General features: G+C 51.4%; 20 protein-coding genes and 1 other annotated feature. Of the genes, 5 read left to right on the top strand and 15 right to left on the bottom strand.

Annotated features, from left to right (window positions below; translation table 11 throughout):
- Window positions 1-73 precede the first annotated feature (73 nt).
- Window positions 74-433: a toprim domain-containing protein gene (locus tag M0651_RS19265; RefSeq protein WP_248553352.1), complete on the top strand. Its 360-nt coding sequence runs from the start codon at window positions 74-76 to the stop codon at window positions 431-433.
- A 16-nt stretch (window positions 434-449) separates the two neighbouring features.
- Here M0651_RS19265 and M0651_RS19260 read toward each other — a convergent pair whose 3' ends face one another.
- From M0651_RS19260 to trpS, 11 genes are all read right to left on the bottom strand, one after another.
- On the bottom strand, window positions 450-1,049 hold the full coding sequence (locus M0651_RS19260; RefSeq protein WP_248553351.1) for an SCO family protein: 600 nt from the start codon (window positions 1,047-1,049) through the stop codon (window positions 450-452).
- A 13-nt stretch (window positions 1,050-1,062) separates the two neighbouring features.
- The gene (gene cyoE, locus M0651_RS19255) at window positions 1,063-2,001 is read right to left on the bottom strand and encodes a heme o synthase (protein ID WP_248553350.1); all 939 of its coding nucleotides are present in this window, start codon (window positions 1,999-2,001) and stop codon (window positions 1,063-1,065) included.
- A gap of 219 nt (window positions 2,002-2,220) precedes the next feature.
- Window positions 2,221-3,222 (bottom strand): glycoside hydrolase family 130 protein, encoded by a 1,002-nt coding sequence (locus tag M0651_RS19250; RefSeq protein WP_248553349.1) that lies wholly within the window; start codon window positions 3,220-3,222, stop codon window positions 2,221-2,223.
- A gap of 17 nt (window positions 3,223-3,239) precedes the next feature.
- Window positions 3,240-4,268 carry an SGNH/GDSL hydrolase family protein gene (locus M0651_RS19245; protein WP_248553348.1) on the bottom strand — a complete coding sequence of 343 codons (1,029 nt, stop codon included), beginning with the start codon at window positions 4,266-4,268 and terminating at the stop codon, window positions 3,240-3,242.
- A gap of 6 nt (window positions 4,269-4,274) precedes the next feature.
- Window positions 4,275-5,633 carry an FAD-dependent oxidoreductase gene (locus M0651_RS19240; protein WP_248553347.1) on the bottom strand — a complete coding sequence of 453 codons (1,359 nt, stop codon included), beginning with the start codon at window positions 5,631-5,633 and terminating at the stop codon, window positions 4,275-4,277.
- Between the two features lie 28 nt (window positions 5,634-5,661).
- Window positions 5,662-6,519 (bottom strand): carbohydrate ABC transporter permease, encoded by an 858-nt coding sequence (locus tag M0651_RS19235; RefSeq protein WP_248553376.1) that lies wholly within the window; start codon window positions 6,517-6,519, stop codon window positions 5,662-5,664.
- A gap of 30 nt (window positions 6,520-6,549) precedes the next feature.
- Window positions 6,550-7,446 (bottom strand): carbohydrate ABC transporter permease, encoded by an 897-nt coding sequence (locus M0651_RS19230; RefSeq protein ID WP_248553346.1) that lies wholly within the window; start codon window positions 7,444-7,446, stop codon window positions 6,550-6,552.
- Window positions 7,447-7,536: 90 nt separating this feature from the next.
- Window positions 7,537-8,931: an ABC transporter substrate-binding protein gene (locus M0651_RS19225; RefSeq protein ID WP_248553345.1), complete on the bottom strand. Its 1,395-nt coding sequence runs from the start codon at window positions 8,929-8,931 to the stop codon at window positions 7,537-7,539.
- A 121-nt stretch (window positions 8,932-9,052) separates the two neighbouring features.
- On the bottom strand, window positions 9,053-10,690 hold the full coding sequence (locus M0651_RS19220) for a response regulator (protein WP_248553344.1): 1,638 nt from the start codon (window positions 10,688-10,690) through the stop codon (window positions 9,053-9,055).
- Window positions 10,677-12,419 (bottom strand): sensor histidine kinase, encoded by a 1,743-nt coding sequence (locus M0651_RS19215; RefSeq protein ID WP_248553343.1) that lies wholly within the window; start codon window positions 12,417-12,419, stop codon window positions 10,677-10,679. The genes M0651_RS19220 and M0651_RS19215 overlap by 14 nt, the downstream gene beginning before the upstream one ends.
- Before the next feature lie 240 nt (window positions 12,420-12,659).
- Complete coding sequence (trpS, locus tag M0651_RS19210) at window positions 12,660-13,643, bottom strand: tryptophan--tRNA ligase (RefSeq protein ID WP_248553342.1); 984 nt, start codon at window positions 13,641-13,643, stop codon at window positions 12,660-12,662.
- 94 nt (window positions 13,644-13,737) lie between these two features.
- Window positions 13,738-14,009: a binding site (T-box leader), on the bottom strand.
- Window positions 14,010-14,133: 124 nt separating this feature from the next.
- On the opposite strand from trpS, the gene M0651_RS19205 reads away from it, so the two are divergent.
- Both M0651_RS19205 and M0651_RS19200 read left to right on the top strand, forming a co-directional pair.
- Window positions 14,134-15,108: an aldose 1-epimerase gene (locus M0651_RS19205; RefSeq protein ID WP_248553341.1), complete on the top strand. Its 975-nt coding sequence runs from the start codon at window positions 14,134-14,136 to the stop codon at window positions 15,106-15,108.
- A 172-nt stretch (window positions 15,109-15,280) separates the two neighbouring features.
- Complete coding sequence (locus tag M0651_RS19200) at window positions 15,281-15,508, top strand: alpha/beta-type small acid-soluble spore protein (RefSeq protein ID WP_155606147.1); 228 nt, start codon at window positions 15,281-15,283, stop codon at window positions 15,506-15,508.
- Between the two features lie 80 nt (window positions 15,509-15,588).
- Here the strand turns inward: M0651_RS19200 and M0651_RS19195 are convergent, their stop codons facing one another.
- Window positions 15,589-16,005, bottom strand: coding sequence for an O-methyltransferase (locus tag M0651_RS19195; RefSeq protein WP_248553340.1), 417 nt, complete (start codon window positions 16,003-16,005; stop codon window positions 15,589-15,591).
- A gap of 201 nt (window positions 16,006-16,206) precedes the next feature.
- Window positions 16,207-18,009, bottom strand: a complete 1,803-nt coding sequence (locus tag M0651_RS19190) for a M3 family oligoendopeptidase (protein ID WP_248553339.1) — start codon at window positions 18,007-18,009, stop codon at window positions 16,207-16,209.
- 109 nt (window positions 18,010-18,118) lie between these two features.
- Between M0651_RS19190 and M0651_RS19185 the strand changes: the two genes are divergently transcribed.
- Window positions 18,119-18,280, top strand: coding sequence for a YycC family protein (locus M0651_RS19185; RefSeq protein WP_155606144.1), 162 nt, complete (start codon window positions 18,119-18,121; stop codon window positions 18,278-18,280).
- The gene (locus tag M0651_RS19180; RefSeq protein WP_248553338.1) at window positions 18,277-18,507 is read left to right on the top strand and encodes a hypothetical protein; all 231 of its coding nucleotides are present in this window, start codon (window positions 18,277-18,279) and stop codon (window positions 18,505-18,507) included. Before M0651_RS19185 ends, M0651_RS19180 begins: the two co-directional genes overlap by 4 nt.
- A 110-nt stretch (window positions 18,508-18,617) precedes the next feature.
- On the opposite strand, the gene M0651_RS19175 is transcribed toward M0651_RS19180, so the two are convergent.
- Together M0651_RS19175 and M0651_RS19170 are read right to left on the bottom strand one after the other, a co-directional pair.
- Window positions 18,618-19,316: a DUF2225 domain-containing protein gene (locus M0651_RS19175; RefSeq protein WP_248553337.1), complete on the bottom strand. Its 699-nt coding sequence runs from the start codon at window positions 19,314-19,316 to the stop codon at window positions 18,618-18,620.
- Between the two features lie 50 nt (window positions 19,317-19,366).
- Window positions 19,367-19,744, bottom strand: a complete 378-nt coding sequence (locus M0651_RS19170; protein ID WP_248553336.1) for a globin domain-containing protein — start codon at window positions 19,742-19,744, stop codon at window positions 19,367-19,369.
- Window positions 19,745-19,793 lie beyond the last annotated feature (49 nt).

The following is a 19,793-nucleotide window of genomic DNA, read 5'->3' as shown; positions in this document are numbered from 1 at the left end:
TGCCGGGTATAAACTAGAAGCGTAACAACCGCAGCATGGTTTATGAAGCTTCTAGGCCCGGGGGGGATTTGATTTGTCGATCAGCATCATCGTGGAAGGCAAGAATGACCGCAGCAAGCTGCGGCGCCTGCTGGATGAGGAAATTCAAATTTATTGCACGTTTGGCACGCTAAACAATGAGAAGCTCGAAAGCTTGCGCAAAAAAGTCAAGGACGACGAACTGTTCCTGTTCCTCGATAACGACCCTTCCGGCAAACGGATTCGCGGCGTGCTGCGGGACGCTTTTCCCGATGCGGTGCAAATCTATACCAGACGGGGTTATGCCGGCGTGGAAGGGACGCCTGACGAATATCTGATCGCGCAATTAGAAAAAGCCGGGTTGGAGGAATATATCGCATCCCCCTCAACACCGGCCTCTTATGACGGCTTTTGATCGCGAAGTAACTTCGCTATTCCTTAACTAAGTCCACGACACCTGCGGCGATTTCGTCCGGCGTCGCCTCCGGCCGATAAATTTCTCGCAGCCGGCCTTCCTGGTCCACGAGACCGATTAGGTCCATATGCACGAAATTCCCATCCGCGTCCTGATTAATCAGGATTTTGAACGAGTCCATCGCGAGATCGATCGTCTTTTGCTGATCCCCGCGCAAGAAATACCAACCGGCATAATCCGCCTTGAACTTATCGCCAAACGCCTTGATATTCTCCAGCGTGTCGCGTTCCGGGTCAAACGTAACCGACACAATGGAAGCCTCTTGGCCGAACAGGCCTTTATCCTTCAAAATATCCTGCACCTGGCTCAGACGGAAAGTCGTGATCGGGCAAACGTCAGGGCAATTGGCGAAGAAGAAATAAAACAGCCGGACCTTGCCATTCGTGTCCTGTAACGTCACCGTCTTACCGTCTACGTTCTCCATACTGAAATCGGCGACGGGACGAATGACCGGCAGTTTCGGTTTGGCATATGTCGTCCACAACAGATAACCGGCCAAAACTGCGCAAATGGCCAGCAATATCCACGTCCATTTATATTTCTTCAAGACCGCCATTCCCCATCCCCCATTACAGCCTTACCGTATCCAATATCATCACGATCAAGGCAATCGTTAAATAATTGACCGAAAATAAGAAGACTCGTTTCGCCCAAGCGTCGTTATCCTTCGCCCGAAATCCCTTGAGGGCCATAATCAGCCAAGCAACCGATAATAGGCTTCCGATCACCAAGAACCAGACTCCTGTATAGCCATAAGCATACATCAAAATCGGAACTGGAATAAGCAATACGAGATACGGAATCATCTGCAGCTTCGTCCGTGGAATACCCTTGACGACAGGCAGCAGTGGGAAACCCGCAGCCCGGTATTCCTCGGTGCGACGGATCCCCAACGCCCAAAAATGGGGCGGCTGCCACAGGAACAGCAAGGCGAACAGCATCCAGGCGCCCAGATCGATGCGGCCCGAAGCAGCGACATAACCAATCACAGGCGGCATAGCACCGGAAATCGCACCGATCGAGGTACTCCAGGTTGAGTTGCGTTTAAGCCACAACGTGTAGACGACCACATAAACCAACATACCTACCATGCCAAACAATCCTGCCAGAGGACCACAGAAGGCAAATAAGACAGTCAAGCCTAGAACGCCCAAGACCACCGCATACCACAGCACCGTCTTCGGAGACAATTTCCCTGTGGGAAGGGCGCGGTTCTTCGTCCGGGCCATTTTGGTGTCCATCTCCCGGTCGAAATAATTGTTAAAAACACAGGACGACGCCATCACCAGCGCCGTACCCAGCAGCATGACAATTAATTGAATATAATCAAGCTCCCAGCGGGAAGCCACCCAGAACCCGGCAAACGCGGCAATCAGATTGGAGCGTAAAATGCCCGGTTTCGTCAAGGCGATGAAATCTTTCCAAGTCGCCGTCTCTCCCGGAGGAGTAGGTCTCACGGACAACGCAGCGGATTCCGCAGAAGCCTGAACACTTAATGGTTTGTCCATGCGCGATTCAATCCTCCTACATTTGGATTAGGGTGAGTTTAGGTATTACCTATATCGAACATTCATAAAATTTTCAACAAAATAACCCTCTCGCTATAAACTTTATCATATCAAAACGCAGAAGTGTTTGACAATCGTTGGAATATCGCGGGATAACTATGACAATTTAGTGACACGAAAGCCGCCGGACACGTCCGGCGGCTTTCATTCATAATGTGTTTATTTGTCCAAACAAAGCTTGATCAGATCATCTACATGCGCAGTAGCCAAGCATTCCACTATATCCGCCGCGCCGTAATAGATTTTGACTTCTCCATCCGGTTCAAGAACCATCCCGCCGGGGAAAATCACGTCGTTCCGAAATCCGCCATCTGTTTCGTACGGAGCTTCCGGGGCCATCAAGGGTTGTCTGCTCATCCCGACGATCTTGCGAGGATCGGCCAAATCAAGCAGCATAATTCCCGCAGTATAACGTTTCTTCCAAGTAGCCTCCCAGCCGTTTTTCCCGCGGGAAGGATCAATGTCGACTGCATGGAATGTGGTCAACCACCCCTTGTCCGTCTTCACCGGTGGAGCGGCCGGGCCGATTTTATCATTAGCGAATGGGACTTGTTCGACCGCGAGCAGCAGATCAGACCGGCCCCAGTACACCAGATCGGGCGATTGTGTGATCCAGGTATCGAATCGATCTACTCCGCCGCGACCGTACACGGTAAAAGGCCGCTCTAGACGGACATAGTTGCCGTCGATTTTCTCCGGGAACAACACCATATTACGCAGATCCGGCGTTGATAAGCTGAGAATTTCGAAATGCTCCAGATCGTCCGTGACGGCGACCCCGCCGCGGATACCATGCTGCGTGTCAACGGCAAAGCACATGTAGCAACGGCCATCTAGCACGGTCAACCGCGGATCGTACGCTCTTATGATCTCTCCGTCATGTAGCTTAAATACCGGCTTAGGTCCGGCTTGCCAATGCAGCCCGTCATCACTATACGCGATACCGAGATCGGTCGTATGATGCGGTTCAATGGTCTGGTGCTCCAGCGAACCATAATCGTTGCGGAAGATCATGACATATTTGCCGTTAAATTTGGTGACCCCTGCATTAAACACCAGAGCCGTATCGTAAGGTACACGTGCCGCGTCCAATATCGGATTTTGCTCATAACGGCGAATGATTGGACTTGAGGTTAATATTTGGGGAACTTGATGGACCATCACGTTATCCTCCTCATCTAGAAACTATCATGAAATGTAATACGCTGATCGAGTACGCCCAGCATTCTTTCCTTAAATCGTTCGCCCATAAGCCGATACCCCTCGGCATTTGGATGCAACCCGTCGGACAGACGCTCTCGATCAGACTCTCCGAACCAGTCCAAACCATGACCGTAATAAATCCGGCTGTCGCCACGTCGGCAGAACAAACTCACCGTTTCGCGAATCTCCTCACGCATGGACGTCAACGAATAACCCAAGGAATTTGCATTGGTTTCCCGGTCGGTGGCATAAATGGGCGAGATCACAAGCAGCGGTGTATCCGGATGTTGAGCCCGAATTGAATCAATAAGCCCAATCAAGGCAGGCTTGAACGTTCGCGGACTCAGCGACGCTGCCCCGTACACATTGATCCCAACACACAATGAGATAAAATCAGCTGGCAAATCCGCGATCATCCGTCCAACTCTCGGCTCTAGATGGCAGTTGCCCGAAAACCCCAAACAGGTTAAATGGAAATCGCACTCCCGGGCGGCGATGGCCGGCCAAGTCGACGAAGGACCATCTGCCGCCACGCATTGGGTGATGGAGCTGCCATAAGCCACCCATTTCAGGCGCAAATCCGGTGCACTCTCACACACGGCATCGGCTTCCACCGAAAGACGTGTCACCGTCATGCCGATATTTTGGGGAAGATAAATTTCCACGGTCTTGCGACCTTGAGGCAGTCCCAGGAAATTGGCTTCCGTAGCTCCTTGAGCTAAATTCAACCGAGCCTGCAATTGTCCTTCGCAAAGACAATCCAAGGTCGCTTCTTCTGTCAAAGGCGTAAACCCTACACGAATTGCAGATGAGTTAGTGTTTAGGCGTATACGGGCTCCTGCACAAATCTCCGCCTTTGTTCCGATTCCGTCGGGAGGAAACATTTCGTAATCCTCGTAAGGAATACGCCAAGGTTTTATTCCATCAGGCAGTCGCTGGAGTGAAACCGCACCGTGGAACCACTTATCGTCGAGTGGTAAATCCGTTATCGTCAGCGGACACATCACCCTTCACCCTTCAGCATCGGAGAAATTCTCACCGAGCCAGACATCCTGCTTCAGCAACAGTTGCTGCAATTGCGGTACGGAGATTTCACGTGAAGTTGCTCCCGTATGCGCAGCCATCGCCGCTGCCGTACCGGCCGCTTGCCCCATCGCAAAGCAGTTTGGCATCACCCGCAGGGAACCTTGAACCGCTCGGTCCGAAGAAGCGGAGCGGCCCGCTACCCACACATTCTCGATGCCTACAGGCAGCAAAATCCGGTAAGGGACACCGTGCGATTGCCCTGGAGAAAGGTGGTTAAAGGTCATCTCACTCTTGTGATTGGCCAGATGAATGTCGATGTAATAAGCGTTGCGGGCAATGTCATCCGGGAAAGACCGCGCCGAGATGAAATCATCCACCGTCAAGACGTAATCCCCCTGAATTCGCCGCGTCTCTCGAATGCCAACCTGCTCACCGCTCGCGACCAAATGAGCCTGTTCAAACCCGGGAACATATTTGCGGAAGAACTCGACCTGGCGTTCAGCCAATTTGCGACCTTCGATCGCACCTCGCGTCAAATCTTCGGCTTTCGTCCCATCGATGCCAAATACATGACCAAAGTTCACGCCGACCAAATAATCGTTCACCCAAGCCAGACCGGAGATCGATTTACGTCCCTCCGGCAAAGCACCTTCCGCAATTGCCCGCTCTACCGTTTGGTGCAGTTGCCCGGTATCCCCGGTCTCCTGTAAATATTGTTTAAACTTCATCCGGTTTACATTAGCTAATAGATAACACATACTTCCCGGTTGCAATTCGCCTTGGTCGCCTCCCTTCTGAAAAGGCACACCTGCCAGGGCGGCCATGTCGCCATCCCCGGTCGCATCGATCAAGTAACGGCAGCGGATAAAGGAACGACCCGATTTGTTCGCGATGATCACACCCTCCACCCGGCTTCGGTCGTCCGACAGTTGGATGTCATAAACGAAGGTATGATAAAGCAACGAGACACCACTCTCGATTAAGGCATCATCGTAAACTCGCTTCAAAACCTCCGGGTCGATCGGCACCCAATCAAGCGTTTCCCGGTATTCCGCTTGATAATCGGCGTTGCAGGCTTGCTTCATCCGCTCCATCAGCTTCATGCCGATGCCGCGAATAATAGGCTTCTCCTTGTCCGTAAACGGGCAGAACGCCGGAACTAAAGCCACCGTCCCCATTCCGCCCAGGAACCCTCTCTGTTCGATCAGCAGCGTGTTTGCTCCGCCTTCGGCCGCGCTGATCGCCGCCGCAATCCCGGAAGCTCCGCCGCCGACAACCAAGACATCCACATCGTAAGATACCGAAATCGTTTGAACCGGCAAAGTGATTTGCTTCTCGTTCATGTTGAACCTCCCCCTCTCAAGTAAATGATTATCCCTTCACGGAGCCCGCTGTTACTTGGATAAAGGTTTTATTCGCCAGAATATACACGACCAACATCGGCAAGATCGATAAGCAGGCCCCTGCCATCATTAGGTGAATTTGCATGGCCGCAGAAGAGCCGTAGCGAAGATTAGCCAACCCGACGGTCAGCGTCTGCAGATGCGGGCTCGTCATCGTGAAGACGAGCGGCAAAATGTATTCGTTCCAGGCATGACGGAAGGCAAACAACCCCGCAACCCCCAGTCCGGGGGTCAACAGCGGCAGGATGATTTTGAAGAAGGTGCGAATAAAGCCCGAGCCATCTACCATGGCCGCCTCATCCAACTCGCGTGGAATCGATTTATAGAACCCCTGTAATATAAAAAACGTACTGGAATGGGCGCTGATCAAGATCAGAATGACGCCCCATAGCGACGAATTCAGGTTTAATTTGACCATTAGGTCAAATTGAGGCCGCAGCACAATCGCGCCTACGGATATAAACATCGTTGAAGCCTGGACCCCAACGTACAGCGTTTTTCCCGGGAAATCCCGCCGATCGACGACATAAGCCGCCATCGCTGCTACCAGCAACGTTCCGACCGTACTTATCACGCTTAAGAACACACTGTTCCATGTAAACCTAGCGAAATTGGTTTGCTGCCAGGCCTCCATATAGTTGCGAAACTGCCATTCCTTCGGCAGCAAGTCCCCGCCGCTCATCATCTCGGCCCCGGTCTTCAAGGAACCGAGGATCGTCATCAAAATTGGAAACAAGGTCAGCAGGACCGTGATTAGCAGAAACAGCCACATGATCGGGCGTGTAATCCATTTTGCGGCTTGTAAAGCCGGCTTTTTCTCCGCCATTGATGGTTGATTCATCTCTCCTAGCCCCCCCTAGAATACCTTGTTCATTCTCTTGCTTAAGAAATAGTAACCCGCCGTAATCGCTCCGACGATGATCGCCGTGGCAAATCCAACGGCGCTGCCGTAACCAAACTGCTGTGTCACCGGCGAGCCGGTTGATACCGGGAAGAGCAGCTTATATAAGTACAGGTACATCACTTCGGTTTTGCCGATAGGCCCCCCCTCAGTAATGACCATGATGCTTTCGTAACCTTTGAGCGAGGCGATAATCGCCAGCATAATAATCATTTGCATCACTGGACCCAGCATCGGAATCGTGATATGCCAGAAACGTTGTCCGGCATGAGCCCCGTCAATCGCAGCGCTTTCGTATAAATCCTGGGGAATGCTCTGCAGCCCCGCCAGAAACAAGAGCATATAGTTGCCAACCGCGCCCCACACAGCCACGATAATTACAGTCAACATCGCGTGCTTCGGTCCCAGCCAATCGATCGGCTGCCCAATGAGATGGTACTTCATTAGCAATTGATTGATCATCCCGTTGTAGGAGTTGAAAATGTTGTAAAAAACGACCGAGATTACCGCGGTACTAATGACCGTCGGCATAAAATATATCCCCCGGAGCAAGTTTCTGCCTCGCAGCTTGCCGTTAAGCAGCACCGCCAACAGCAAGGATAATGGAATCGTCAACAGCAGTTTGCCTCCGGCGAATACAAACGTATTTCCGACCGATGCCCAAAACTGCTCATCACGGAATAACCTGCTGAAATTATCCAAGCCTACAAACAAGGCCTCTCCGTATCCAACGTAGTCGTAAAACATATACCGCAGCATCCAGATCAACGGATAGATTCCTAAAACCAATGTCAGGATAACGCTGGGCAACAGAAACAGACTGTTCTCCTGAAGCCGCTTCAGCTTCTCCATTTCGGTTCCTCCCCCTTCATGTTTGTGTGTCAGGAGACAGGAAAGGAGCCTTGTCACCAGCTCACAAAAGCTCCTGTCCCGATTAAAACACTATTCTCCTTGTGGGTTAGCGGGATCAAAGGAAGGATTCGGAGTGACTTTGACCTCTCCCTTTTCCACCGATTTTGCTAAAGCGTCGTTGTAACGTTGATTTAAATCCTCGACGGTTTTCTGCACATCTCCGCCGTCCAGCATGTATTTAAAGAAGGTATCTGCATAATTCGCCCCTTCCGGTGTCACGTTCGGCGCGACCGGCCACAAGGAGTCCTTCTCCCCGATTAAGAAACCTTCCATCCCTTTGACGTCCGGAGTTTTTGCGGTTTCGGCAATGCTTGGCACAACGGAAATCCCAAATCCTTTCTCGTGGTACGTTGTCAATACGTCATCCGCATACATGAATTGCATGAACTTCCATGCCGCATCCTGGTGCTGCGAGGTTTTGCTCATGCCAAGCCATGTGCCGGCGGATACGATCTCGGAAGTGCCTTTTTGACCATCCAGAGTTGGTGCCAGTGCACCGGCCCAGTTGATTTCCGTTGGGAATTGATCTTGGTAGACGCCCGGTTCTGTGGAGAAGCTTAGGTACATCCCGATTTTACCGGCTGCGAATTGAGCCCGCAGCGGGTCGATATCCAGCGATTCGGCTCCTGGAAGAATACTGCCGTCCTCGTGCATTTGTTTGAAATACTCAATCACTTGCGCGTAAGGTGCAAAGTCGAACTGCCCCGTTTTTAGATCAAACCCTAAACCCTGATACCCGCTAAGCGACAAAATCTCTCGAACGGAGCGATCAAACGCCTGCTTTGGGTTCTTGAAGTTTAATGCGAAGCCGTAGATCCCTTCCGATTTACCGACTTCCGTTATCTTCTTGGCGGCATCGACCATTTCCTGAAGCGTAGCCGGCGGATTTGCAATACCCGCTTTATCGAACAGGTCCTTGTTGTAAACCAATCGCAGCGTCAGCCCTGTGTTCGGGAGCGAATATATCTGCCCGTCGAATCGGTTTACCTCATCGATAATGACCGAGGAGAACTTCGTCTTCATGTCATCCGTCAGATAGCCATCAATCGGCTGAAGATATCCCTTTTTGAAGAACGCTTCGGTATTCGCACTTTTCAAACGCAGAATATCCGGCGCTTGATTGCTGGAGAACGCGATATCCACGCTTTGCGTATAATTCTCGGACATCACGGTCAATTCAACTTGAATGTTGTCCCCATTTGTCTCATTAAACTTAGCAACCATCTCTTTAATGTATTCTTGGTCATGGCGGTCGTCGGTCCAATACTGCAGTTGAACGGGAGCCGCGGCCGTATTCCCCTCATTCTTTTCGTTGGTCGTCGACTCTTTCGGCTCATTGGAGGTATTGGAGCCACCTCCGCCGCACGCCACCAAAGCCAGAATCAACATCAGGTTCACTCCGAGCAGCATCGCTTTTTTCATCATAGACATTTCCCCCTTCTGGATTGAGACTTCTTTGTCTTCCTCTTTCACTATAAAATCACGCGCATAAAAAAGGAGTGGGGCAAACCCACTCTCTAGGGTAGCGATTTCATGATCTTATCGATCAAGCCTCTTCCGGTGGATCAGGATGATAATCAGATCTGAATTCCGTGGGAGTCATACCGGTAATTCGCTTAAACATTTCGCTGAAATAACGCCGTTCTTCATAACCCACCGCAACTGAAACCTCCTGCACCGATTTGCCTTCCACCAGTAAAGTCTTGGCCAATCGAATTCGTTCTTGATTGACGTACTGCGTGACCGTCATTCCTGTAACCTTCTTAAACAAGCTAGAGTAATAACTCACGCTGAGATGCACGTTAGCCGCGCACTCGGTCAACGTCACTTCTTCTCCCAACCGACTTTGAATAAATTCCAACGATCGAAAGATGATCTTCTGGCTTTCCGACAACGTGTTGCTGCCTACCACATTCGCCCCTTCGCGGCATAACAGCGACAGCTGCTGCTCGAGGCTGCTTAAAGGCATCCCCGTGGTGCCTCGCGTCGATTTATATCGGGCGATCAGCGGCTGTATCTCAGCGAAGGGCGCCAGCTCATATAACACCCGGATTACGGAAGCCGCCAGCTCATCATATAAGCTGAGCAGATAATCCGGATGGGGCGGCGGCGTAAGTCCTTGAAGCTGCGAGGAGATAGCGCATAAGAGCTCAACAGCCCGATCCCCGTTGCCGGTACGAAGCGCGAGGAGGAGTTCATCCTTGCGCTCCAGGGACAGCGGAGGCTGACTGCCGGTCTCCGGCAGATCACCGATCCCGATGGCGGCATTCCCTTCACTGAAGATATGATAAGCGAGCGCCCGCTCCGCTTCTCGATAGGCATCGGGTAGCTGATGGGTCTGAAGGACTTTACCGGAGACACCGATGGAGATGGTATATTTGGAGTATTTCTTGATATTCCGGCAGCAGGACTCGGCAATCTGCATCACGTCTCCGAAAGCGGGATCGTTCAGGAGCGCCAAGAATCGATTGTTTTTTGCACGAATTACAACGCAGCTGCTAAATTCACGGATCGTTTCTTCCACGATATTTTGCAGGGAGAAACGGATCAACTCGGCCTCTCGGATCGATAAGTCGGCAACTTGCTCCCGGTATTTATCGATCTCGATCAACATGACGATGAAGTCGTGATGTTCCAATTCGATCCCAAGGAAATTCCATCGTTCAGAGGCATGCTCCCAGGTGGTCCGATGGTGGACCAGCATACTTACATATTCCTGGCGAAGCACGGGCATGCTCTCGCGCAGCTTCGACTCCATCAAGTGATGGTGATGCAGCTTGGATCGTTCCTCCAGAATTTGCTCCTTTGCCCGCAGCACGACGTCCAGAATATCTTCCTCCGTAAACGGCTTGACTACAAATTCGTATGCGCCCAGATGAACCGCCTGCTGGGCATACTCGAAATCTGCATACCCGCTGATCAAGATCACTTTACACGGATGGTTTGTTTCGAGCATATGCTGGAGCATCGTCAGACCATCCATCTTCGGCATTCGAATATCGGTGATGACTAAGTCCGGCTTCAATCGGGTCACGAGCTCCAGCCCGTCGCTTCCGTTGGCCGAGGTTCCTTCTAATAAGATCCCGTAATCCTCCCAAGCGATCGCCGTCAAACCAGCCACAACGCTTCGGATGTCATCTATCACGCATAAACGGATTGGATCCTGTATCTCATCCTTCATCATGCTGCTCTCCTCCCCGTGGTAAGGTTAAAGTCACCATCGTCCCCCGACCCGGTTTGCTATCCAGCGCCAGTTTGGCGCGATCTCCGTAGAACAACTGCAGCCGGCTTATCAGGTTCTGAATGGCATATCCGTGTTCCGGCAGATGCTCCTCCATTCCACGCCCATTGTCCGTAACCGTAATCTCGCCTAACTCCTGATCCGGGTCATAGGCCATCTCGATCGTAATTTGACCCCCGGTTTCCATATCCTTGAAGCCGTGCAGAATGCTATTCTCAACCAGCGGCTGAAGCATAAGTCTAGGAATCGGCCAAGAAGCGAACCGTGAATCCCCTCCACGTATTTCATAATGAAAAAGGTTCGGGTAACACAACGCCTGAATCTCCAAATATTGCTTGACGTGTTCCAACTCCTTCTGCAGAGTTGTAATCTCGTTCCCCTTATTAAGACCCAGCTGGAATAAGCGGGACAAGGAAACGACCATCCGCTGCGATTCCTCAATTTGTCCAAGCTTTAGCTTCCAATAAACGGTGTTCAGCGTATTGTATAAGAAATGCGGGTCCATTTGGGCGGACAGCGCCTTGATCTCAGCGGCCCGTTTATTCGTTTCCGCCTGTTTGACCTCATCAATCAAGACAACCACTTGCTCCAGCATCCGATTGAAGCGGAACCCCACCTGCGCCAACTCGTCTTTCCCTTGTCCATCGAATCTCGCGGTAAGGTCATTGGCCTCTACACGCTTCATCACCCTCTGCAGTCCCTGCAACGGGGAGAGCAGATAACGGGCCAACCCGCCGGAAATGAGCGCGGTGATCAAGAACGCCCCCAGGGTGATGCCGACAATCATCCACTTCACGTAGATCAAGTCCCTGAGTACGTAATCCTTCGATTGCATCGTAACCATCGTCCAGTCGGTTATCCCCAAACGGGCGTAATTCAGCAGATAATCACGGTGATCAATCCGATAGGAAGCGCTTCCGATAACAGCCACATCCTGTTGTAACTCGTTCAGAAGAGGTGCTGTTCCGATTGCTTTCTGGACCAAGTTACTATTTTTCGAATAAACCGGAATTCCATCGGCATTAAGCAAAAAACGTACCGCATCCTGCCCAACTCCGGCTTCCACCAGATTCCGAAACCCTTCCTCTCGGATATTGACCACGATATAAACGTCCTTGACCGGTACGTCGAAGATCGGTTCCAGGATGAGAGAGATCACTCGGTCATTGCCCGAAAATAACATGTCCTCATGGCCCTCCACCCAAACGTTTTGGTTCTCCAGCCTGACCCTATCGTACAGAAACGTATCCTCAAAACGAGTATGCCGATTCCGGTTGATAGTCAGTGGGTAAAACTCGCCGATCGGCGTGGAGATATAGATCGAGTGAATCAGAGGTTCAGCAATACGGGCTTGTGAAAAAACGTTATCCATATTCGCCAAATGCGTATAATACCGGTCCGCCTCTCCGGTTGAAGCATCCTTCAGCATGCTGCGAAAAGGTTGGCTTAACATAAAAGTCATCATAATAATCATCAGCTTATTCAACTTCTCATCGACGATTTGAGCCGATTTAGTCACCGTATCCTGCGTAAGATGTAACGCGTTCTTCTCCACAACGTGTGCGGATATGGAATAGGAGAAACCTCCGGTGATCAGTACGGAAAGAATGATGACGATGAGAAAAGCCGATTTTAGCTTGCTGCGGAACGTGCGGCTTCTTAAGAAGTTCATAGAACCCCGCCTTACTCATAAAATGGATCGTCGCATGGATAAGTCGCAAAACCTACCCTGTCCTTTGATTATGTCATTATGCTCCACCATCAACAAGAACCTCAGAGAGGGGCAGTTGATTTACCGTACCTGAATCATCATTTTGTCCCCCTGTTATAAATGGAGACCGTATGTACAAAAAAAGGGTTGCCCAAGGCAATACAATCGCCTCAAGCACACCCCTTCTCGTTCTACACCTGTTTATTTGCCGACAAAACCCATCAGGCGTTGTACGTCCTGCAACGTTCTCTCCGCCATCTCGGACGCTCTTTCCGCGCCTTGACGCAAGATGTTGCGCAGCTCTCCCGACTCGCGAATCTCGCGGTACCGCTGCTGGAGCGGTTCCAGCACGCCCACCACAACTTCGGCCAGGTCTTTCTTGAAAGGCCCGTACATTTGTCCTTCGTAACGCTGCTCCACCTCGGCGATGGACAGCCCCGAGCACTGGCTGTATATCGTAATCAAGTTGCTGACCTCCGGTTTACTCGCCGGATCGAATTTCACCTCACGGCCCGAATCGGTTGTCGCGCGGCTAAGCTTCTTGCGGATCTCGTCCGGCGTGTCCAGCAGGGCAATATAGCTGCCCGGATTCGGATTGCTCTTACTCATCTTCTTAGAGGCATCGTCCAGGGACATGATACGTGCGCCAACCTCCGGAATATAAGGCTCTGGCAGCGTAAAGTAGTCGCCGAACCGGTGGTTAAACCGACCTGCCAAATCGCGGGTTAATTCCAAGTGCTGCTTCTGGTCTTCCCCAACCGGCACCAGGTCTGCGTTATAGATCAGAATGTCCGCCGCCATTAAGGCAGGATACACGAACAATCCGGCTCCCACGGATTCCTTGCCAGCAGACTTATCTTTAAATTGCGTCATCCGTTCGAGTTCGCCCATCGAGGTGAGCGTCGTTAACAACCATCCGAGCTGCGCATGCTGCATCACATGGGATTGCAGATATACGTTCGCCTTGTTGGGATCGATCCCAGCAGCGATGTACAGAGCAGCCACCGCTTCGGATTGCTCCGTCAGTGCGGCAGGTTCCTGCGGAACCGTGATCGCGTGCAAATCCACGACCATAAAATTACAGGCGTGATCCTGTTGCAGCGTAACGAAATTCTTAATCGCCCCGATGTAATTGCCAAGCGTTAGTTTACCGCTGGGTTGAATACCGGATAGTACTTTTTTCATGACGAAAAACTCCTCCTTCATAGGTTTAAGATTCATGGGAATTAGGGTTCTGATGCGAGAGGGGCCGCCGAAATGCAAAAAGGCCCCACGTCCGCAAAGGGACGTGAGACCGTGGTGCCACCCTCATTCGCCGATTTGGAGCTAGCAGGGTGTGAGTGTCACAGGACACCAACCCAAGAAGAATCGGCCTTATCAATCCGTAACGTAGATCACCCGGCCGGCCTACTGACAAACGGCTCGTCACCCTTTGCGTTCAGCCCGGCGCTCCGAGGCCCATTCAGCGCAAGCTCGCCCGCCGGTTCGCATCAACCACCGGCTTTCTGCAGAACGAATACTTCGCTTACTTTCCCTCATCATCGCATTATCGTTTATGCCTATCATCATAAATTGAGCTGGCTGCAGTGTCAAATCCATTTTTCGTCCAACGGAAAAAGTGTTATGATTAGTCTAGCCTTAAGGAACTTGATTATGTGGGAAAAGGAGCAACGATATGAAAAAGGTGACCAAAGGGCAATGGAACGGTTACGATACGTACATCTTACATAGCCGCGAACTTGAAGTCACGCTGCTACCCCGCCTTGGAAATAACGTCATTCGTATATGGGACAATGTCCAGCAGCGCGATGTGCTGCGTCATCCAGAGGAAACTGAACTTGATTTCTATTTGCAAAAGCCATATCACTTCGGCATCCCGCTCTTAACTCCCCCCGGGCGCATTCGTAGAGGGCATTTCACGTATGCCGGGCAAGAATACCAGTTCGACCGCAACACGGCGAACGATAACCACATCCACGGTTTGCACCGGACCCAAAGCTGGTGCGTGAGCGATATTGAAGAGGATGATGAAGGCTGCGCGATCACAACGGAATTCGTGACCTCCGACGATCCGAACTGGATTCGACAATATCCCGAGCCATTGAAGCTGGAGATGACGCTTCGGCTTCAAGGTGCAAGCTTGAAGCAAACCTTTAAGATTACCCATCTGGGTCATAATCCCGCCCCTTTCGGTTTGGGGCTGCATACCTGGTTTAAGATTGACGGAGAACCCCAGCGCTGGAATTTGCAGCTGCCGGTGTCGAACCTGTTCGTTTCAGACGAGGAAAATATCCCTACCGGGGAGACCGCTCCGCTAGGAGCGTGGGAAGCGCTAAATCCGGGGATGAATCTGCAAGGCGTCAATTGTGACACCATGCTGCGCATCGGGGACAAACCGGTGGAAGCTCTGATGATGCGCGATGACGGCTATGGGCTGCGCTATTCAGCCGATCCGGAACATTTTAAGTTTTGGGTCATCTATTCAAAGGGGGAAGCGGATCAATTTTTCTGTATCGAGCCCTACACCTGGCTGCCGGACGCCCCGAATCTGGACCTTCCGGCCAACGAGACCGGACTCATCGAGTTAAACCCTCAGCAGACGCTGGAACTCCATCTTTCCTTGGAGATGATCTATCCGGATCACGGATGATCCCATTCTATTTTCAGAATTTCCGCCTTCCTAGAAGGCGGTTTTTTTTGCCCCGTTACACGAGTTTCGGGCCGAAAGAAATAATTACCACTGCCCTAGCTTTGGATCTCACCGCATATTTTGCACCCTACGAACCATACTAACATCACTAACGCCAAAGGAGGTGACAAACATGGCAGGTCAAAGCCGCGGAAGCCGTAATAACCTTGTTGTTCCTCAAGCGACCGCTGCGTTGCAACAAATGAAAATGGAAGCAGCGCAGGAATTGGGCGTACAAATCCCGCAAGACGGTTACTATGGGAATTATACTTCCCGTGAAACCGGATCTCTTGGAGGCTACATCACAAAACGTTTGGTTCAACTGGCGGAGCAGCAATTGTCGGGTCGTTCGAACCTGTAACTTGCATACTCCTATTACCCTCTATAGAAACAGGCGGTCTGCTTAGCAGATCGCCTGTTTCCCTTTGCCCGGTTGAAACCTCAGGAAGACAGGTTCCCGTATGTATTTGTACCGTGATCCTTATGTGGATACCGTTGGATTAGCAGATTGGCCATGTTATAGTTCGATTCCATGACCGCGTCGATAACTACGGCACCCTGACGTAATGCAAATTCATAGCTGATCTCGCCATGCGTCCAGTACCGTTTGAACTGAAGCGCTTGAATCGCCATCATCCGAAAAGAATGGATCTGTTCCGCATTTAACCCACGAGTATCTTCACTAAGCTGCCCGTTTCTGCCGGCAATCGGATTGTGGCGGATGCCAAACTTACCGACGGTATTATTCCGGATCTGCAGAAATACGGTTCCCGAAGATAACCCCGCCAGTTCCTCCTCCAGCTCCTTAAAAACCAAGTCGATCTGCCTAACGAGTGAAATTTGTTCAGCTCTCAGCAATATCCTCCCACCTTTCCCCCAAAAGATTGCAACCTATGATATAGGGCTTATGTCACATTATAGGATAATATTTCCTTCTAATCAACAATATACAACATAAATGGTTATTTATACCTATTTAGAATGAATCTTTCTCCACTATCCGACAAAAATCATCAAACAAAATAGGCCCTCTTTCGAGGACCTATCGATTAAAACGGGTTACTTGGTCAGTTCCAAAAAAGCATCCACGTCGGCGACATTCACAGCCATTGCTTCACGCCAAAAATCCGGTTTCGTCAAATCGACGCCAAGATGTTTGGCGGCCAATTCTTCCACCGTCATCCGGCCGGTATCTCGCAAGAGCGCATCATACTTGGCCGCAAAGCTTTGGCCTTCCCGCTGCGCCAGTGCGTAAAGCCCGGTGCTGAACATATATCCGAAGGTGTAAGGGAAATTATAAAAGGGCACGTCCGTGATATAGAAATGCAGCTTGGACGCCCAGAAATGCGGGTGATAGCTGCCCAGCGCCCCCTGGAATGCTTCGCGTTGTGCTTCCTCCATCAGCTCGGACAACTCGGCAGCATCCAGCACGCCCTGCCGGCGTTTCTCATAGAACCGGGTTTCGAACAGGAAACGGGCATGAATATTCATGTAAAAGGCAACCGAATTTTGCACCTTGTCAGCGAGCAGGACAATCTTCTCCTGGTCATTCGCCGCATTTTTCACGAAGGCATCGGCCAGGATCATCTCGGCAAAGGTCGAAGCGGTCTCCGCTACATTCATCGCATAATCCTGATTAAAGATCGGCAGCTCCTCCATCACGTTTTGGTGATAAGCATGCCCAAGCTCATGTGCCAGCGTATAAACATTGGAAACCGTACCGCCGAACGTCATGAAAATACGCGTCTGTTTGCTCTTCGGCAGGGAGGTACAGAATCCTCCGGGGCGTTTGCCGGGGCGGTCCTCCGCCTCGATCCAGCGTTTGTTAAACGCCATTGTGGCAAACTCCGCCAGCTTGGGACTAAAGTTGCCGAATTGCTTGACGATATCCTCTGCCGCCTGTTCATATGTAATTTTACCGGCGGCTTGGCCCAGCGGAGAATCCACGTCGGTCCAGCTTAGCTTATCGACACCAAGCAACTTGGCTTTGCGCTCCAGATAAGCAACGAACTTCGGCTTGTTCTCAACGATCACCTGCCACATCGCGTCCAACGTGGCTTGAGACATCCGATTGATGGCCAGCGGTTCTTTCAGGACATCCTCCCAGCCGCGTTTCTCGTACAATTTGAGCCGGAAACCCGCGAGACGATTCAATGTATCGGCAGAATAGTCCTCCGCCTTCGTCCAAGCTTCCTCCCAGCTGGCAAATACGCGCTCCCGTACGCTACGGTCCGGATCATCCAGCTTGTTGGCTGCCTGGCCTACCGATAACGTCTTGACCTCGCCGTTTGGATCTTCAAAAGGCACGCCAACCTTGGAGACGATCGTATCGTAATGCTGCCCCCATCCATGGTAGCCGTCCACCGCCAAGTCGGACACCAGATTCTCCAGCTCCGGCGCCAGCTTCTCCCGGGCTTGCTCCCGTTTCTCGCGAAGGATGAAGGAAATCGGCATAACTTCTTCCCGTGCCATCCAGCCTTCCCATACGTCATCCTCCGTTAACCGAAGAACGTTCCAGAATAAAGTCATGACATTACTAAATGAAGCGCCTAAAGAAGTGATTTTGGCGTCCAACTGCAGCGCCTTCTTATCGTGTTGATCCTGTGCCGTCAAACAGCCGACAAAGCTGTTCGCCTCATACAGACGGGCTGCCGCCGACTGCAGGTCCGCGATCAAGTCATCCAAGGCCTTTGTCTCCTCCAGCGTGGATGGAGCCTCCAGATCTTTCAGCTTGGTTTGGTACGAGGTAATATCCCGTTCCAAAGCTTCTAGATGATCGCGCAGTGCCGTGGAGGCAGAGCCTCCCGGAAAAATGGTATCCAGTTCCCAAGTGGGTTGAATCGGTTCAGCAAATCTTGACATAAGTTCGCTTCCTTTCCGTATCGTTCATATTGATGGCTTATGGGATAACAGTGTATGCTATTAGGGGTTGCACTATTAACTAGCTGCCAGACTATAGGAGGGATATTCCATGAAACCTTTGCAAATTTCGGCGGATACCGCCGTGAAATTAGCCGCCAAACTCAAAGTGCCGATCGAGCACCTTATGCATATGCCGCAGCACATTTTATTGCAAAAAATCGCAGAACTAGCCAAAGAAGAGGCGGGCAACCCGCCAGCCGATTCCGAATGATCCCTTTTAATCAGTCGTGGCCCTATGATGTCGTCATGGGCGACGTTTATGTACATGAGTGCCCGTTTTGCTCTAGCAGCAACGTGCTGCTGCCGCTGAAGCCCCGCGAGCTGAAAACGATTCATGAAGGGAAGAAGAAGCTGCTTGTCTTTCCCTGCTGCGGGAACAAGCTTCATGTCCTGGACTGCGACAACGATTACCTGTTAACCGATACGGTTATTCGGTAAATCCAGCGCCGCAGGATTCCAAAATGTCTAGGAGATTCGATACGCAACGAAGGGCCGTTTCCTCTGAGACGGCCCTTCTTGATGCTACAATCGTCGTGTAGGCTTGTCCGTTAGCCGCGCATCTCCTCGGGTAGCTCATGCCCCCCGCTAAGCATTTCCTCTCGTAGCAGGGCCCACTGTTCGCGGGAAGCCCGGATCATCGCCGCATCCACAATCCGCTTGTCGTTGATGACGCGTCCAAACCATTTGACCGCATCATTGTAATTACCAACCCGGCGGTATAACTCGCCAATCAAGTACATCAGGCGCGCATCGCTGCCGCCAACGCCTTCATTTTCGTAAACGCGGATATAGGCCTCCAGCGCAAATTCCAGAAACCGCTTCTCCTGTTCGACATTGCTTTGATACCGGTACAGCCAAGCGATGTGGTGCAGCAAGCTCGCGATGATCCGATCCGTCTCCCCGATGGTTTGAGCACAAATCAGCGCAAGCTTGTAGGTTTCCAGCGCCGTATCCCAATCGCGATGGCCGCCATAGCTCTTCTTGTTGAATCGGCTGGCGATCGCGTCCTCGAATAAAGCGTTCTGCCGGTCGGTCAAGCGGGATGCCGAATTCTCCGTCGAAGCAAATCCACACGAGGGACATACCCGAACCACATAATAATCCGGATTCTCCTTCTGATAATATCCGCAAAAGTCCGTATCCGTGCGTGTGGCCCGCTTAAAGCTGGGACGTACGCGCGAGGTTGAAAATTCATTTTCGCAATGGATGCAAGTGACTTTGATCTGATACAGAGGTTCAAGTTCCAAATTGTCCTACTTCCTTTCAAAGGTCCGCTCGGCGGATGATCTGTTATCGTCTAAGGTGTATTTACAAAATGAAAAGCCGGACCGGACAACCGCTCCAGCACGAATTCACGCAACGGCTCCTCGATCCCTATCTCTTCCAGCGCAGCGCGCATGCAGGCCAGCCAAGCCTCGGCGCGTTCCGTTGTCACCGGAAACGGCAGATGCCGAGCACGCATCATCGGATGGCCAACGGCGTCGGAATAAAGGGAAGGTCCGCCGAAAAACTGTGTCAAGAACATGAATTGCTTCTCCATCACCGGGGTGATGTCCTCCGGGAATAAGGGACCCAGCAACGGTTCACGTTGAACCCGGGGATAAAAGGCCTCTACCAGTCGCCGTATCGTCTCTTCTCCGCCAAGGTTGTCGTATAGGCTTAAGCCTTGATTCATCAGTTCACCGCCTCCGTTTTTCCTTATTATATCAAAAAAAAATAAAAGC

This window comes from Paenibacillus mellifer (genome assembly GCF_023195895.1).
In the GTDB taxonomy this organism is placed as follows: Bacteria; Bacillota; Bacilli; order Paenibacillales; family Paenibacillaceae; genus Fontibacillus; species Fontibacillus mellifer.
The sequence above is the reverse complement of the archived record's forward strand: the minus strand, read 5'-3'. Positions and strand labels throughout refer to the sequence as shown.